Source organism: Clostridium ganghwense (assembly GCF_026735165.1).
Taxonomy (GTDB): domain Bacteria; phylum Bacillota; class Clostridia; order Clostridiales; family Clostridiaceae; genus Clostridium_H; species Clostridium_H ganghwense.
On record NZ_JAPQES010000008.1, the window covers coordinates 52,456 to 68,750 of the forward strand.

At 28.4% G+C, this 16,295-nt stretch carries 15 protein-coding genes; 12 read left to right on the plus strand and 3 right to left on the minus strand.

The features are described from left to right. Nucleotides 1–4: 4 nt before the first annotated feature. The 3 genes from OXH55_RS18865 to OXH55_RS18875 all read right to left on the minus strand — a co-directional run bounded on the left by OXH55_RS18865 (nt 5) and on the right by OXH55_RS18875 (nt 4,210). Nucleotides 5–1,930 carry a peptidase U32 family protein gene (locus tag OXH55_RS18865; protein WP_268051698.1) on the minus strand — a complete coding sequence of 642 codons (1,926 nt, stop codon included), beginning with the start codon at nt 1,928–1,930 and terminating at the stop codon, nt 5–7. A 232-nt stretch (nt 1,931–2,162) separates the two neighbouring features. Further along, nucleotides 2,163–3,128 (minus strand): ABC transporter substrate-binding protein, encoded by a 966-nt coding sequence (locus tag OXH55_RS18870; RefSeq protein ID WP_268051700.1) that lies wholly within the window; start codon nt 3,126–3,128, stop codon nt 2,163–2,165. Between the two features lie 17 nt (nt 3,129–3,145). After that, nucleotides 3,146–4,210, minus strand: a complete 1,065-nt coding sequence (locus OXH55_RS18875; RefSeq protein ID WP_268051702.1) for an FAD:protein FMN transferase — start codon at nt 4,208–4,210, stop codon at nt 3,146–3,148. A 690-nt stretch (nt 4,211–4,900) separates the two neighbouring features. Here OXH55_RS18875 and OXH55_RS18880 point away from each other — a divergent pair. The 12 genes from OXH55_RS18880 to OXH55_RS18935 all read left to right on the plus strand — a co-directional run bounded on the left by OXH55_RS18880 (nt 4,901) and on the right by OXH55_RS18935 (nt 16,069). Then, nucleotides 4,901–6,748, plus strand: coding sequence for an FAD-dependent oxidoreductase (locus tag OXH55_RS18880; protein WP_268051704.1), 1,848 nt, complete (start codon nt 4,901–4,903; stop codon nt 6,746–6,748). 181 nt (nt 6,749–6,929) lie between these two features. Continuing rightward, nucleotides 6,930–7,313, plus strand: a complete 384-nt coding sequence (locus OXH55_RS18885) for a NusG domain II-containing protein (RefSeq protein WP_268051706.1) — start codon at nt 6,930–6,932, stop codon at nt 7,311–7,313. After that, complete coding sequence (locus OXH55_RS18890) at nt 7,297–7,836, plus strand: Gx transporter family protein (RefSeq protein ID WP_268051708.1); 540 nt, start codon at nt 7,297–7,299, stop codon at nt 7,834–7,836. Before OXH55_RS18885 ends, OXH55_RS18890 begins: the two co-directional genes overlap by 17 nt. Before the next feature lie 23 nt (nt 7,837–7,859). Further along, on the plus strand, nt 7,860–8,831 hold the full coding sequence (locus OXH55_RS18895) for a polyprenyl synthetase family protein (protein WP_268051709.1): 972 nt from the start codon (nt 7,860–7,862) through the stop codon (nt 8,829–8,831). 24 nt (nt 8,832–8,855) lie between these two features. Then, nucleotides 8,856–10,295 carry a menaquinone biosynthesis decarboxylase gene (locus OXH55_RS18900; protein WP_268051710.1) on the plus strand — a complete coding sequence of 480 codons (1,440 nt, stop codon included), beginning with the start codon at nt 8,856–8,858 and terminating at the stop codon, nt 10,293–10,295. Next, the gene (locus OXH55_RS18905) at nt 10,282–11,160 is read left to right on the plus strand and encodes a UbiA-like polyprenyltransferase (RefSeq protein ID WP_268051711.1); all 879 of its coding nucleotides are present in this window, start codon (nt 10,282–10,284) and stop codon (nt 11,158–11,160) included. The genes OXH55_RS18900 and OXH55_RS18905 overlap by 14 nt, the downstream gene beginning before the upstream one ends. A gap of 60 nt (nt 11,161–11,220) precedes the next feature. Further along, a complete protein-coding gene (locus OXH55_RS18910; protein WP_268051712.1) occupies nt 11,221–11,802 on the plus strand; it encodes a UbiX family flavin prenyltransferase in 582 nt (193 codons plus the stop codon). A 19-nt stretch (nt 11,803–11,821) separates the two neighbouring features. Beyond that, nucleotides 11,822–12,583 carry an ABC transporter ATP-binding protein gene (locus tag OXH55_RS18915; protein ID WP_268051714.1) on the plus strand — a complete coding sequence of 254 codons (762 nt, stop codon included), beginning with the start codon at nt 11,822–11,824 and terminating at the stop codon, nt 12,581–12,583. Beyond that, the gene (locus OXH55_RS18920; RefSeq protein WP_268051715.1) at nt 12,570–13,325 is read left to right on the plus strand and encodes an ABC transporter permease; all 756 of its coding nucleotides are present in this window, start codon (nt 12,570–12,572) and stop codon (nt 13,323–13,325) included. The genes OXH55_RS18915 and OXH55_RS18920 overlap by 14 nt, the downstream gene beginning before the upstream one ends. A 35-nt stretch (nt 13,326–13,360) precedes the next feature. After that, the gene (locus OXH55_RS18925) at nt 13,361–13,714 is read left to right on the plus strand and encodes an FMN-binding protein (RefSeq protein WP_268051716.1); all 354 of its coding nucleotides are present in this window, start codon (nt 13,361–13,363) and stop codon (nt 13,712–13,714) included. 80 nt (nt 13,715–13,794) lie between these two features. Next, on the plus strand, nt 13,795–15,378 hold the full coding sequence (locus OXH55_RS18930; RefSeq protein ID WP_268051717.1) for an ATP-binding protein: 1,584 nt from the start codon (nt 13,795–13,797) through the stop codon (nt 15,376–15,378). Further along, on the plus strand, nt 15,371–16,069 hold the full coding sequence (locus OXH55_RS18935; protein ID WP_268051718.1) for a response regulator: 699 nt from the start codon (nt 15,371–15,373) through the stop codon (nt 16,067–16,069). Before OXH55_RS18930 ends, OXH55_RS18935 begins: the two co-directional genes overlap by 8 nt. Nucleotides 16,070–16,295: the final 226 nt, after the last annotated feature.

The following is a 16,295-nucleotide window of genomic DNA, read 5'->3' on the forward strand; positions in this document are numbered from 1 at the left end:
CTCCTTAGTTAAAGTGAAAAGCTCCTAGAGTGAAGCCAGCATGTGTAGGCTTTAAAGATTTAAATAATTCATCACATTTAGTTAAATCATTTATAGCTTTTTTGTAAATACGTATAATTTTTGTTAAAGTTTCCAAGTCATAATGACAGCCTTCAATTCTAAAGCGACTTACTCCAATATTATTGAGTTCCTTTAAAAATGGAAGGTAACATAAATCTTTATAAAGCATCATATGATTTCTTCCAGCATTATCACGATAAATTGGATGTTCAAAGTCTTTATCATCTACTAACACTAATATATTATTATCAACGTAACGGTTATTTTCATTTTTAATAGGTTTTAAAACTTTAGTGTTTTCATATAAATCATGTTCTAAATACATTACTACAGGAGAACCATGAACAATTAATTCTATAGAAAGAGGAGATTTTTTAATGGTTTCTACTGCATCTATTAATGGAGATTCTATTGAAAGAGTACCAATAGATAAGCCTTCCTTTTTGTAGAAACTAGCTGCCTTTTGATTATAAATATTTAAACAATAATCACTAATCAGATCAAGTCCTAAGTCTTTAAATTTATGGATGGCTCCTAAATTAGTTACCAATAAACCATCTAAACCTAAGTTGTTTTCATTAAGTAAATGATTGTATTTAGAAAAATCTTCTTCATACATCATTCTCGGAAGTCCAAGATATATTTTTGTATTTTTCTTATTTTTAGTTAAATTAAGAATTTCCTTCTTACTAAAAGGCTTATTAGGTTCAAAAACTTCTCCAGAAAGATAAAGAGTGTCAACTTCTTCTTCTAGAGCTGTTTTTGCTTGTTCATAGGAATTAACCTTTACACTGAGAATAGCTTTTTCACATGAAGAATGACTTTGATGTAATGTTTCTTTGATTTTGCCTATTCTTTCGTTATCAAGTTCGATTTCTTCAATGGGATTACTAAAAACCTTACCGTGGCTATAAAATTTACCTGTACCTTCGTAACGCCTGTTTATATTAGAAAGTCCAGGTTTTCCAAAGGCATATCCTGTAGATAAGTCTCTTTTACGATGATTATAAATATTTTGAGCCTCTTTTTTTCTATCATAGCAGATAGGATCATCAATATATCTGTCAATAGCATCACCGTAGTAATTAATTAGATTAATTAAATAATCAGCATCTCTCATTCTACCCTCAATTTTAAAAGAAACTATACCTGCATCAATCATTTCAGGAATATGTTCATACATATACATATCTTTAACTGCCATAGGGTATTCTGTTGGATAAACTAAACCATCTTTTTTTACTCCAAAGTTCCAGCGGCAGGGTTTCATACAAAGTCCTCTATTACTACTTTTGCCAAAAGTCATACCACTATATAAACACTGTGCACCATGAGCAATACACATATCTCCGTGAGTAAAATATTCAAATTCCATATCTGTTGATTCAGACAATGCTTTTACAGTTTCTAAGCTTAGTTCTCTAGAGACAACAACTCTTGATATTCCCAATTCTCTTAGTCTTTGTACAGTAGCTTTATTATGTACATTCATCATAACACTAGAGTGTATAGGAATATTCAAGTTCATTTCTCTAATTAATTCAACTATACTAAAGTCTTGAACAATTATTGCATCAGGTTTTACTTGGTTAAGAAACAAAAGAAAATCTTTTGCCTGTGTTACTTCATCGGGATTTAACATATTATTTAGGGTAATATATACTTTTTTATTCATAGAATGAGCTATTGAAATAGCTTCTTTAATTTCTTCATTTTTAAAGTTATAATTTTTTCTGTGCATACGCATATTTAATATTTTACCACCTAAATAAACGGCATCAGCTTTACTATGTATTACTTTTTTAAATATTTCAAAAGTACCTGTTGGTACAAGTAATTCTATTTTTTTGTTATTGAAAAATCTACTCATATAAATACACCTTTTTCTATAAAATTTTTATTATTATGCTCTTCGTGATAGAGAGCAAAGGTTAAAGAAGAAATATAAAATTAAAAATTATAATTTTTAGTTATAATAATTCAACAATTTAAAATAGAGCATTATATTTAAATATGATTAAAATAATTATATTAATAATACAAATCAGATATTTTATTTATTAAAATATCTGATTTGTTTAGTTTAGTTTATTTTATTTTATTTATTCAATTAAACTGCTATCAGATAAATCTTCAAATTTAAAATCTTTAGAAGTAAGTTTTTTAGATTTTAACCAATCTAAAACAGCTGTAAAATCTTTTTCTGATGGCATAACAGCTTTAGTGTATTCTGGTAGCTGTGAAGCTGTTTTAAGAGATGCTGGTAATCCACCTTCTTTAATTACCATATCAATATATTTATCTTTACTTTCTTTTTGTAAATATTCAATTGCTCTATTATAAGCTCTATATACTGCTTTAATTTCATCTTTCTTTGCATCTATTGCTTTTTGAGAAAATACCATTATTCCAGGATAAATTCCTAAGTCCTCGGAACTGCTTAAAAGAATACCACCTTTATTAATGGCATCGCTTGCTAAAGGTTCTGGAAGAGTAGCAGTAGCTAATTTGTTATTGTGAAGCATTTCTAGTCTAGTTGGCATTTTAGGTACAGCTACTTTTTCATATTCATTTTCAGAGATGTTTGCTTTTTCCATTATTTTATCAGTTATATACTCGATTACTGTATTTTTAGAAATTCCAATAGTTTTTCCTTTTGCATCACTAACATTTTTGATATTTGCATCTTTGTTAGCTATTAGTTTGAAACTTCCATTAGTTTTTGAAGTCATTTTAACATTAAAACCATTATCGTTTGAAAAAATTACAGAAAGCATATCAGCCATAGCACCATCTATATTACCTGTCTGAAAAGCAGAATCTCTATCCATTGCACTTTTAAAGTGTTCAAGGTTGACAGTAACACCTTCTTCTTTAAAATATCCATTATGTTTTGCTATGATAAACGGTATAGCATCTGCAGAAGGTAGTAAGCCTATATTTACAGTCTGTTTTTCTTTTGGTGTTTCTTTTGCTTTTTGTTCTTGGGTCGTTTTATTTGTACAACCTACTAAAGCTATATTTAAAATAAACATAAGTAGTATTAATAGTGAAACCTTTTTTTTCATAGTATAAACCTCCTAAATTATTTATGAATGATTTTAAAATCATTGTTTAAAAGTGAAAAATTATTTTTCAAACTAGAAGTTGTATAAACTTCTTTTTTATTTGTTACAAAAATGGCATCTATACCATCTAGAGATTCAACAAGTTCTCTTCCAGCATCTAATCCAAGTGAAAAAACAGTTGTGGAGAGTCCATCAGCATCTATAGAGTTGTCGGCAATTATTGTAATGCTTACTAATGAATTTTCTACTGGATATCCAGTAAAGGGGCTTAAAATATGGTGATATCTCTTACCGTTTTTTTCTAAAAATCGTTCATAAACTCCTGATGTAACAATGGATTTATTATTTATATTAAGTATTCCAAGATGTTTTCCACGAGGCTCAAATGGGTTTTGAATTCCTATATTCCATGTTTTACCATTGGGTTTAGAGCCAAGGGCATATACATTTCCTCCTAAATTTATAATTGCACTTTCAATTTTTTTTGATTTTAGGACGTTTGCCAGTACATCAGCAGCATAGCCTTTGGCAATTCCACCTAAATCAATGAACATATCTTTATTTGCAAGTTTTACAGTTTGTGCTTTTTCATCTAATAAAATATTTTTGTAATTTATTGTGCTCTTACTTTTTTCTATTTCTTCTTTAGAAGGTACTTTGGCGTTTTCTGAACCTATTTCCCAAAGTTTTACCAAAGAACCTATACTTATATCAAAATGTCCTTTGGAGAGAGAAGAATAATATAATCCTCTTTTTATTACAGAGAAAGTTTGAGATGAAACTTTTACTGGGGATTTTCCAGCGTTTTTATTAATATTTGAAACCTCACTTGTATCAATATTAATACTCATTTTGTCTTCAACATCTTTTAGTATATTAAAGCATTCATCAAAAATTTCATCAGAGCTATTATCATATAAACTTATTTCAACATGTGTTCCTAAAAAAAATCCAGATTTAGATTTTGGTAAATTTGTTTTTATATTTTTAGATGAATCAGCAAATAAAAATTTATATGCAAAAATTAAAGAAACTAAAATTGATAGTACCATAATTGAATATTTCTTATTCTTTAAACGCATTACTAACTCCTAATGTATATTTTGGATTTATAATCAATATTATTTTTAACTAACCACAGTAATTTTATTTTAAATTTATGATAATAAACTTAAATATTTATTTTTAAAAATTGGAAATATTATATTGGAAAAATATTATACAGAAAAGATTTATTATTAGTATATATTTGAATTTTTAAAGAATAGAATGGATGTTAAGCTAAGATGAATGATATTTTAATGACAAACTATATTAATTAAGAATTACTTTGATAATTAATATGGTTTATAACAATATAGCATTTATCTTAGTTTTTATTTTTAAAATGAAAGTTTATATATTTGAATTAAATGGTTTAAGTGGTTAGGTGAGTTTTTATTACATTTTTTTATATGACTTTTGAAATTATAACATCAAATAATTCCAAAGTAAAGAAAACTAATTATAATAAAAAAAATATTGTTAAAATCATGAACAAAAGTTATTAAAAAAGTTTTTTTATGACCAAAACTGCTGTAAACATAGATTTTTAGCGTTAATATGATAAAATTTTAACTAGAAAAGTTTAAATTATTAGGCATATTAAATTGAATTAAATTTTAATTTGAAATTAAGTGGCGGTATAAGGTGGAGCTAAATGCATAAAGAGAAAAACTCAAATATGCAAGAAATTATTTATTTTATCCAAAAAAATAATTAGGAGGTAAATGATGAGTAGCAAGAAAAAAATAGTGATTATTGGAGGAGGATACGGGGGAGTATTGGCGGCTAAAAAACTCGCTAAGAAATTTAAAAAAGATAGTGATGTAGAAATTACTCTTATTGATAAAAAACCGTACCATACTTTGTTAACGGAACTTCATGAAGTAGCAGCTAATAGAGCTCCAGAAGATTCTATAAGAATTGATTTAAAGAAGATATTTGCAAAAAGAAAAGTAGATGTTGTGCTTGATGAAATTACTGATATGGATTTCAAAAAACAGGTTGTTAAATCAAAAAATAATTCTTATGAATATGATTATTTAGTTATAGGTACTGGATGTAAGCCAACTTTCTTTGGTATACCAGGAGCAGAAGAACACAGTCATCAATTGTGGTCTTATGAAGATGCTGTCAATTTGAAAGAACATATTCTTAATATGTTCAGAAAAGCAGTAAAGGAACCTAACAAAGAAAAAAGAAAAAATATGCTGACTTTTGTTGTAGTTGGTGGTGGCTTTACAGGTATAGAAATGATTGGTGAACTAGCTGAGTGGAAAGAAAGATTATGTAAAGAATTTTACGTAGATCCAGAAGAAGTAAAGCTATATGTAGTAGATGCTATGCCTAAAATTTTACCAATTTTCCCGGACAAGCTAATTAAAAAGGCTGAAAAAAGACTTGAAAAATTAGGAGTTGAAATAATAACTGGATCAGGTATTACTAAAGTTACAAAAGATTCTGTTGAAATGGGAGAAGGAAAGAATATAAAAACAAAAACTGTGGTTTGGGCAGCAGGAGTTGAAGGCTCAGATATAGTTGGAAATATGGAACTAGAGCAAAAAGGTAGAAAAAGAATAGTGACTAATGACAAGTTGCAATCTTTAAGTCATGAGAATGTTTATGTTGTTGGTGACAATATATTTTATATACCAGAAGGTGAAGAAAGACCAGTTCCTCAAATGGTAGAAAATGCAGAACACTCTGCTCCAATAATTGCACATAACATATACACAGATATTAAAGGTGGAGAAAAAAAATCCTATAAACCAGCTTTCCATGGAGCAATGGTATGTATAGGGGGACGTTATGGGGTAGCTCATATAGGAAAACCAGGTAAGTTCTTTGGATTATCTGGATTCGCGGCAATGTTTGTAAAACATCTAATAAACTTAGTATATTTCTTCCAAGTAGCTGGATTTAATAAATGTTGGTCTTATCTTTTACATGAATTTTTCCATGTTAAAGATAAAAGAAGTTTTGTTGGAGGGCATTTTGCCAAAGCATCTCCAAATTTCTGGTTAGTAATTCTTAGAGTATTTGTTGGTTATAAATGGTTAGAACAAGGACTACACAAACTACCAAAAATATTAGAAAATCCTTCTAATGTATTTTTGATACCGGCACCACCATCAGCAGCTACCAGTGGAGCATCTGCTACTGCTGAAACGGCTACAAAAGCGGCAGAACAAGCTATACAGGCATTACCTGTACCAGAATTTATAGATAATATGGTTAAGTGGTCTATGGATACTTTCTTCTACACATCTGATGGAGGATTTACAGTTCTAGCAGAGGTTTTCCAAGCATGTATGGTTATTGGAGAAGTAGTAGTAGGTTTATTATTAATAGCTGGATTGTTTACAGCAATTGCATCAATCACATCAATTGCGATGGGTACAATGGTTTGGACTTCAGGTATGGCTCCATATGAAATGTTATGGTATATAAGTGCAGGTATAGCTTTAATAGGTGGCTCAGGAAGTACTTTTGGTTTAGATTATTATGTGTTTCCGGTATTAAAAAAATACTGGAATAAACTAGGGGTTGTAAGGAAATCTTATTTATATACTGATTAATAGAATTGGATATAAAATATATTAAATTAATACATTTACTTTTAATAGCACAATATTATTAATGTCCTTTTAAAGAATTCTTTAAAAGGACATTTGAGTATGTTGATTATAATAAATATTTAGTTATTGACTGATAATTTAAATATAGTTAAATTTTAAGAATTTATGAAAAGGTGATTTAATGAAAAAATCAGATTTTATTATAGCCATATTTATTTTAATAATAGCTGGAACTTTTTTAGGGATTAATAAATACAGAAGTAATTTTATAAAGCAAAACAGCAGTCAATTATATGCTGAAATATATGTAGAGGGGAAATTATATAAGAAGGTTCCAATTTTGAAGAATGAACAAGTTATTGAAATTGAAAATGAGCATGGAAAAAATATGATAAAAATTCACGATAATGGAGTAGAAATGATAGATGCCGATTGCCTTGACAAGATATGTGTTCAAACAGGTTTCAAAAAAGAAGTAAGTGAAACTATAGTTTGTCTTCCACATCAAGTAGTTGTAGAAATAAAAGGTAACATGGAGGGAAAAGTTGATGCAATATCAAATTAAACGAGTTCATAATATAACAAAAACTCAAAAAATTATTTTTATTGCATTGTTAGTTGCTCAAGCTATAGTACTCAGTATAATTGAAAAAATGATTCCTTTAAATTTTAGTGTGCCTGGGGCAAAATTGGGACTTGCAAATATAATTACATTGACATCTATATATATTTTTTCTTTTAGAGAAGCCTTTTTCATTATCATATTAAGGACAATAATGACGTCCTTTATTTTAGGATCTTTTTCTAGCTTTTTATACAGTGTAGCTGGTGCTATATTAAGTTTTTTTGTAATGTATACCTTAATTTTAATAAGTCGTGAAAAAATAAGTATTATAGGAGTCAGTTTAGTTGGAGCTGTTTTTCATAATTTAGGACAGCTACTTGTAGCTATGGTTATAATACAAAATGCAAAAATAATGTATTATTTACCTTTATTAATGATAAGTGGAGTAGGCACAGGATTCGTTGTAGGTGTATGTGTTAAGTATTTATTAGGTTTTATAAAAAAGTTGAAACATTTTAATTAGAATAAATAAGCAAAGGTGATAAGATGAGTAATTTTTGGATAGATTATCCTCAAGTTTTAGAGGAATTAACTACTGTTAAAAGTATTATTAAAAAGAATATTAAGACTTCAGAAAAACATTTTGAAGAGTCAATTGCTCCATTTGTTGAACAAGGAGGGAAAATGCTGAGACCTGCTTTTCTTTTGCTAGCAGCAAAATTTGGAGAATATGATGAAAAAAAAATGTATAATCTAGCTGCTACAATAGAAATGCTTCATTTAGCAACTTTAGTTCATGATGATATAATTGATGATTCAGAGATGCGAAGAGGAGTTGAAACGATACAATCAAAATATGGAAAAGAATATGCAGTGTATGTTGGCGATTTTCTATTGTGTCAATCTGTTAATATGATTTCAAAGTATGATTATAAAATGGATAAAATGAGAAAGATATCTAAAGCTATTAGGAATATTTGTATGGGCGAAATTAGACAATACCATTTTAGATATATTAGAAAAGTTGATATAAGGAAATATATAAGAATTATTTCAGCAAAAACTGCAGCCTTATTTGTATTAAGTTTTTCAATAGGTGCAGAAGAAGCAGGATGTAATGAAAGTATAGTAAGACTATTTGGACGAATTGGTTATAATATTGGAATGGCATTTCAAGTTATTGATGATTTACTAGACTATACTGGAGATACAGAAAAGTTAGGAAAGAGTGCTCAAATGGATTTAAAACAAGGGTACTATACTTTACCTATTATATTTGCATTAGAGGAAGACAAAAATAGAGAAATAGCTAATATATTAGAGAAAGAAAGCTTTGATGATGATGATGTAAAAAAAATTATTAGCTTGATTAAAAAGTATGGTGGAATAGAAAAAACAAAAAAAGTAGCAGATAGATATACGAAAAGAGCTTTTGAAAATATTGATAAGTTACCAGATTGCGAAAGTAAAGACATACTTAAGCAGATTGTAGAAAAACTAATTCATAGAAATTATTAAGCTGTATTTTAAGGAGTTGATTAAGTGGCTTATAAAGATTTACAGGATTTTATGACTACTTTAAGAAAAAATAATCTTTTACATGAAATAGAGGTTGAAGTAGATAGTGATTTAGAAATAACAGAAATTACAGATAGAGTTTCGAAAAAGTATGGTAAAGCACTTTTGTTTAAAAAAGTAAAAAATTCACCATATCCTGTGCTTATAAATTCTTTTGGAACTTATGAAAGATTAAATATGGCTCTGGAAGTTGAGGAGTTAGATGAAATAGCGAATATAATTATGGAATTCATGGATGTAGCAAGTTATGCTACTCTTATGAATAAAATAAAGTCGGTACCAAAGCTAGCCAGATTAGCAAGGGTTTTTCCTAAAAAAGTTAAAAAGGCATCTTGTCAAGAAGTTATTGAAGAACCAGATTTAGATAAGCTTCCAATTTTAAAGTGTTGGCCGGAGGATGGAGGAAGATATATAACGCTTCCTTTGGTAATTACAAAGGACCCAGAAACAAATCAACAGAATATGGGAATGTACAGATTACAAGTTTATGATAAAAAAACTACTGGAATGCATTGGCATCTTCACAAAGATGGAAGAGAAATATATGAAAAGTATAGGAAACTGGGCAAAAAAATGCCTGTATCAGTAGCGTTAGGGTGTGATCCTGCTGTGATATATTCTGCAACGGCTCCACTTCCAAAGATGATTGATGAAATGATTTTTGCAGGTTTTTTAAGAAAATCCCCTGTAGAATTAGTAAAATGTATAACCAATGATATATATGTACCAGCTAATGCGGAATTTATTTTAGAAGGATATGTAGATTTGGATGAAATGAGATTAGAAGGACCTTTTGGAGATCATACAGGATATTATTCATTAGCAGACATGTATCCAGTTTTCCATATAGAAAAAATTACAAGAAAGAAATCTCCAATATACCCTACAACAATTGTAGGTAAACCTCCTATGGAAGATTGTTATTTGGGAAAAGCTACAGAAAGAATTTTTCTTCCATTATTAAAAATTCAGTGTCCAGAAATTATAGATATGAATTTCCCTTTAGAAGGAGTTTTTCATAATTGTGTTATAGTTTCAATTAAAAAATCTTATCCTAAACATGCTCATAAAGTTATGAGTGCTCTTTGGGGAATGGGACAGATGATGTATACAAAAATGATTATTGTTGTTGATGAAAATGTAAACCCTCATGATGTATCTACAGTTGCTTGGAAAGTATTCAATAATATTGATGCCAAAAGAGATTTAGTAATATCAGAAGGACCTTTAGATGCTTTAGACCATGCTTCTAATACGGCTTTTTATGGAAATAGATTAGGCATTGATGCAACAAAAAAATGGGAATCGGAAGGGCATACTAGACCATGGCCAGATGATATAGAGATGACAAGAGAAATTAAGGAGTTAGTTGATAGCAGGTGGAAAAAATATGGCATTGAATAATACTAAGGTATTAAGAAAAATTAAAACTTATGGCGAATTGGTTATGTTTTCACATACTCTATTTTCACTCCCTTTTGCGCTTATAGGAATGATTTGGGCAGCTAAAGGAATACCATCTTTTGAAATAATTTTTTGGATTTTAGTTGCATTAACTGGAGCAAGAAATGGAGCTAATGCATTAAATAGATGGGTGGATAAAGATATAGATAAGAAAAATCCAAGGACTGCAAATCGTCATATGCCAAGGAAAATAGTTAGTAATTATGAAGTATGGGGAATAGTCATAGTTTGCTTTGCAATGTTTATTTTTGCAGCGTATAAACTAAATCCTTTATGTTTAAGATTGACACCTGTAGCATTATTTTTATTTTTTATTTATTCATACACTAAGAGATTTACATGGATTTGCCATATTGTACTAGGTATTGCTTGTGCGGGAGCTCCTGTAGGAGCGTGGATTGCAGTTACAGGGCAATTTGCATTTCCACCATTTGTTTTAGGGACAGTTGTGGCATTATGGGTTGCAGGATTTGATATAATTTATGGAACACAAGATATAAAATTCGATATAGAAAATGGATTGTTTTCTATTCCAGCAAGATTTGGACTAAAAGGAGCTCTTATTATAGCTAAAATATTTCACTTTGTAATGATAATATTATTGATAGCTCTATATTATATTATGAATTTAACGTGGATTTATCTTTTGGGAATATTTGGTGCGTCCGTACTGTTAGCAATAGAGCATTACATTATAACTCCATCTAATAGAGAAAAAATGAAAGTGGCATCTTACAGCATAAATCAAATTATTAGTCCTTTAATTTTATTTTTTACTATTGTAGATATGATTTTAGCAAAGTAGGATATTTAATATGTTTTTTCAGTTATAAGAAATGCATTTAATAAGTCTGGGAGTGATTATTTGGAAAGATATGTAGTTGGTATAACAGGAGCAAGTGGAAGTATTTATGGAGTTCGTCTAGTAGAAGAATTAGTGAAAAGAGATTATGAAATTTACTTAATTATAACGGATAATGGCAAGAAAGTTCTAGAGTATGAAATAGGATATGATTTTAATAAATGGATTCAAAATTTAAATGCTAAAAATAATAAAGTGAAGCTTTGCAAAATAAATGATATGTTTTCGCCTGTAGCAAGTGGTTCTTTTAAGACGGATGGAATGATTATTGTACCATGTTCTATGGGGACAATAGCTAAATTAAGTTGTGGCATTTCTGACAGTTTACTTATAAGAGCAGCAGATGTAATGTTAAAGGAAAAAAGAAAATTGGTATTGGTTCCAAGGGAAACTCCTTTTAACTCTATTCATTTAAAAAATATGCTTGTATTAAGTGAACTAAATGTAGTCATCATCCCTCCTATTCCAGCTTTTTATCAAAAACCTAAAACTATTGATGATATAGTAAATGGTACAGTAGGAAGAATTTTAGAAGGTTTAGGGATTGAAAATGAACTATACTACCACTGGCGAGGTAGAATTTGATTTATATAGGTGTGGTTATATGATTAAAATGAATAATTTAACAGTTTGCTATAAAAGTAAAAATAAAATAATTAAGGCTGTGGAAAATATAAACCTAAATATTGATAAAGGTGAAATATGTACTGTTATTGGTCCTTCTGGGGCAGGGAAATCCACAATACTAAAAGTTTTTGCTGGAATAATAAAAAATTATGAGGGAAAAGCTTGTATTGATGGAGTTCAGGTTAATCCCCAAATTAATAGAATAGGACTAATACCTCAAAACTATGGTTTGATTACATGGAAAACGGTTGAAGAAAATATTCTTTTATCATCTAGGATGAAGGATGGTAAAAAAAATATAGATATGGAATTTTATAAAGAACTTTTGAAAAAATTAAATATAGAAAAACATATAAAGTCTTATCCATCTGCATTAAGTGGAGGAGAAAGGCAGCGTGTATCTATAGCTAGAGCTTTTTTACTAAAACCTAATTTATTGCTTATGGATGAACCATTTTCAGCATTGGATGTGTTTACAAGAGAAGATGCTCAAAGATTGTTTTTAGATATATGGAATGAGCATAAGGTTACAACAATATTAGTTACTCATGATGTGAAAGAAGCAATTTATTTAGGACAAAAAATTGTAGTAATGTCTTCATATCCAGGGAGAATAAAAAAAATTATAAAAAATGATTTGTTTGGAAAAGAACATTTTGAGTTTAATAATGAATTTGAAACTTTGAACTTGGAAATTAGAAAAATTTTAAAAGGAGAAAAGAAAGATGAGACTAGATGAATATAAGAAGATTAATTTTTTATATGCTATTTTATTAATTCTTATATTATGGCAAAGTTTAGCGTTTATCATAAATAAACCTATATTTCCAACTCCTTTTAATATTATGAAATATACTGTGAAAAATTTTTCAGCAGAAATGGTATTACATTTATTATATAGTTTAAAAAGAGTTGTGCTTGGAATATTATTTACTTTGATTTTAGGAGTACCTTTGGCAATTATCATGGCAGTTTATGAAAGAGCAGATTCAATATTATCACCAATACTATATTTTAATTATCCTGTACCTAAAATAGCATTATTACCTATAGTAATGTTGATATTTGGCTTGGGAGAATTTACTAAAATTATTATGATATTTTTGATTACATTTTTTCCTATGGTTGTGAATGTTAGAGATGCAGTTAAAAATATACCTGAAGAAATTTATTATCCTATGTATTCTTTAGGTGCAACAAAGTTTCAAATTATATTAGAAATTATATTTCCAGGCATTTATTCAACAATTCTTACATCAATAAGAATTAGCATAGGAACGGCTATATCCATATTGTTTTTTACAGAGAATTTTGGAACAAAGTATGGAATGGGTTATTTTATTATGGATTCGTGGATGAGAGTTAATTATGTTCAAATGTATTCTGGAATTGTAATATTAAGTATTATTGGACTAGTAATGTTTATTATTATTGATATTTTGGAAACTATTATTTGTCCTTGGCAAAACAAAGCCTCTTAACGAAATCAAAATTGTATTTTATGGAGGAGTAAATAATGAAGAAAATAGTATTGATTATATTTTATGTATTTATAGTATTTGCATTGATGCTATTTAATCAAAAAAAACTTTTATACAAAGAAGGAACATATACAGGAAGAGGACAAGGACACCATGGAGAAATAAAAGTTGAAGTTATTACTAATAAATATAAAATTAAGAAAATCAAAATAATTGAACAGCAAGAAACTCCAGAATTGTGTGATATAGTGTATGACACGATTCCAGAGAGAATTATAAAATATAATAGTGTAGATGTAAATGCTGTGGCGGGGGCATCTTTCACAAGTCACGGACTTCTTGATGCTGTTAAAAATGCACTGGAAAAAGCTAAAATAAAAAAAAGATAATTGACGGTTAAAGTGAATGGCATTTCAAAAAAAGTTTGAAATGTCATGTTTTTAATTAAAATACAGGAGATGATATTTTTGTGAAACTACAATATAAAATAACTTTATTTATAACTATTATTTTAAGTATAATGATAGTAGGTGTTGGAAGTTTGACGCTGAAACAAGTTGAGAAAACTGTTGAAACTCAAATGGGAAATAATGCCATGGATTTGGCTCAAACAGTAGCTTCTATGGACGTTATTAAGAAAACTTTGGCTACAACTAAAGATTATAAAGTTATTCAAGAAACAGTAGAAAGTTTCAGAAAAAAGACTAGATTTCAATATATTATAGTTATGGATATGGAAGGAATAAAATATTCATATCCTTATGAAAATGCTTTAGGTAAAGTGTATAGAAGTGGAGGAGAAGAGTGGGTTCTCGAAACTGGACAACCTTATGTGTCTGCTGATAGGAATGTATTGATTTCAGCAATAAGAGCATTTGCACCTATTTATTATAAAGAAAAGCAAGTTGGAGCAGTGTTAGTAGGACTTTTAAACAATACTGTAAACAAAGAGATTGCACCCCATATGTTTAATTTTAAATTAACTTTAGTAATAGGATTATTATTTGGAATTTTAGGTGCTGCAATTTTATCTTATAATATTAAGAAAACAATTTTTGGAATAGAACCTAAAGAAATTGCTTTGTTATTAGGACAAAGAGAGACTGTTTTACAAAGCTTAAAAAATGGTATATTAGCTGTTAATGAAAAGGGTGAAATAATATTTTTCAATAAAACTGCTAAAAAGATATTTGGGTTTAGTAATGAGGACAGAGGAAAAAATATAGACAATTTTAGTTCTGTTTATGCGGAACGAATTATGAAGGTTTTAAGAACTGGACATAGTGTTTATGATAGAGAAGTAAAAATTTCTTCAGATAAAACATTATTATGCAGTCATACTTTATTAAAAAATCATAAAAATGAAGTTATAGGTGTTGCTTCTACTTTTCAAGACTTAACTAAAGTTAAACACATGTCACAAGAATTGAAGAGTATAAAGAAAATGACCAATGAACTTAGAGCTCAAAATCATGAGTTTATGAATAAACTTCATACAATTTCGGGATTAATTCAATTAGAAGAATATGATAAAGCAGTAAATTATATATCAGATATATGTGAAAAGAAACAAGAAATTGTAGGACTTTTAGATAATAAAATTAAAAATTCTCATATTGCTGGAATCTTATTAGCTAAATATTATAAAGCATCAGAGGCAAAAATATTTTTAAAGATAGATTCAAAATCATATTTAAATGATTTGCCAGAAGGCATAACAGAGGGAGAAATTTGTTCCATCATAGGTAATTTAATTGAAAATGCTATAGATGAATTAGTGAAAATGGAAGAGGGAGAAATATTAGTAAGGATAAATTCTGATGAAAAAGAATTGAAAATTTGGGTACAAGATAATGGAAGAGGTATTAATAAAGAAATTAGAGACAAAATATTTGATAAAGGAGTTACTACAAAACGGGGTAACAGAGGATTCGGACTTTGGATTATTAAGCAAATAGTGGATCAAGCTGATGGTAAAATAAAACTTTTTCAGGATAATGGTACTATTTGGAGTATTCATATACCGATGGAAAGGAGTAGTGAATATGATTAAAGTGCTCATAGTAGAAGATGATCCAATGGTTAAAGAAATAAATGAGAAGTTTCTAAATAAAGTTGAGGGATATGTTTTACATAATAGTGTCAATACTATTGATAAAGCAAAAAAAGTAATATTAGCAAGTAGACCGGATTTAATTCTATTAGATGTATTTTTCCCCCAAGGTCGGGGGCTTGATTTATTAAAGTGGATTAGAATAAAGAATATTAAATGTGATGTAATATTAATTACGGCAGACAAAAGTATGGAAACGGTGGAAGAAGCTTTCCGTTATGGGGTAGTAGATTATCTTGTAAAGCCTTTTGCTTTTAAGAGGTTCAAGGAGGCACTATTGAAATATAGAAATAGAAAAGATGAATTTAAGAATATAGATAATGTAGAGCAAGAAATAATAGATAAAATTACGCTTAATGATAAAAATACTCCTCTTAATGATGATGATAATATGGATATTAAAGATATTAAAGGGTTTAGTCAGCATACTTACGAAAAAATTATTGAATGCATAAAAAATGTAGAGGGAAAAAATATTACAGCTCAAGAAGTTTCAAGTATAGTAGGCGTTTCAAGAATTACTGCTAGAAGATATTTGGATTATTTAGAAAAACAAGGGAAGGTAATACTTGAGATGGAATATGGAAAAGTAGGAAGACCTTTAAATAAGTATAAATTAAAGGAAGATTAAAAAAGGAAGATTAAAATAGAATTGTCTCAAAATGGAAAGTATTTTCTATAATTTGAGACATTTTTTTATTTGCTAATATTTAGAGTATAACATTTACAATTTCTATATTAACTTGTTACTTTTTATTAATTGAATAGAAAAATTTACCCATATTTTTTTGAATTATGATCATGATGAGTAGTGGATTTTCATTTACGATATGAACAAAATGAAATAAATTTACTTA

Coding starts and splice junctions, on each gene's coding strand:
- OXH55_RS18865 (WP_268051698.1), bottom strand. CDS start 1,930: ATGAGTAGATTTTTCAATAACAAAAAAATAGAATTACTTGTACCAACA.
- OXH55_RS18870 (WP_268051700.1), bottom strand. CDS start 3,128: ATGAAAAAAAAGGTTTCACTATTAATACTACTTATGTTTATTTTAAAT.
- OXH55_RS18875 (WP_268051702.1), bottom strand. CDS start 4,210: ATGCGTTTAAAGAATAAGAAATATTCAATTATGGTACTATCAATTTTA.
- OXH55_RS18880 (WP_268051704.1), top strand. CDS start 4,901: ATGAGTAGCAAGAAAAAAATAGTGATTATTGGAGGAGGATACGGGGGA.
- OXH55_RS18885 (WP_268051706.1), top strand. CDS start 6,930: ATGAAAAAATCAGATTTTATTATAGCCATATTTATTTTAATAATAGCT.
- OXH55_RS18890 (WP_268051708.1), top strand. CDS start 7,297: ATGCAATATCAAATTAAACGAGTTCATAATATAACAAAAACTCAAAAA.
- OXH55_RS18895 (WP_268051709.1), top strand. CDS start 7,860: ATGAGTAATTTTTGGATAGATTATCCTCAAGTTTTAGAGGAATTAACT.
- OXH55_RS18905 (WP_268051711.1), top strand. CDS start 10,282: ATGGCATTGAATAATACTAAGGTATTAAGAAAAATTAAAACTTATGGC.
- OXH55_RS18915 (WP_268051714.1), top strand. CDS start 11,822: ATGATTAAAATGAATAATTTAACAGTTTGCTATAAAAGTAAAAATAAA.
- OXH55_RS18920 (WP_268051715.1), top strand. CDS start 12,570: ATGAGACTAGATGAATATAAGAAGATTAATTTTTTATATGCTATTTTA.
- OXH55_RS18925 (WP_268051716.1), top strand. CDS start 13,361: ATGAAGAAAATAGTATTGATTATATTTTATGTATTTATAGTATTTGCA.
- OXH55_RS18935 (WP_268051718.1), top strand. CDS start 15,371: ATGATTAAAGTGCTCATAGTAGAAGATGATCCAATGGTTAAAGAAATA.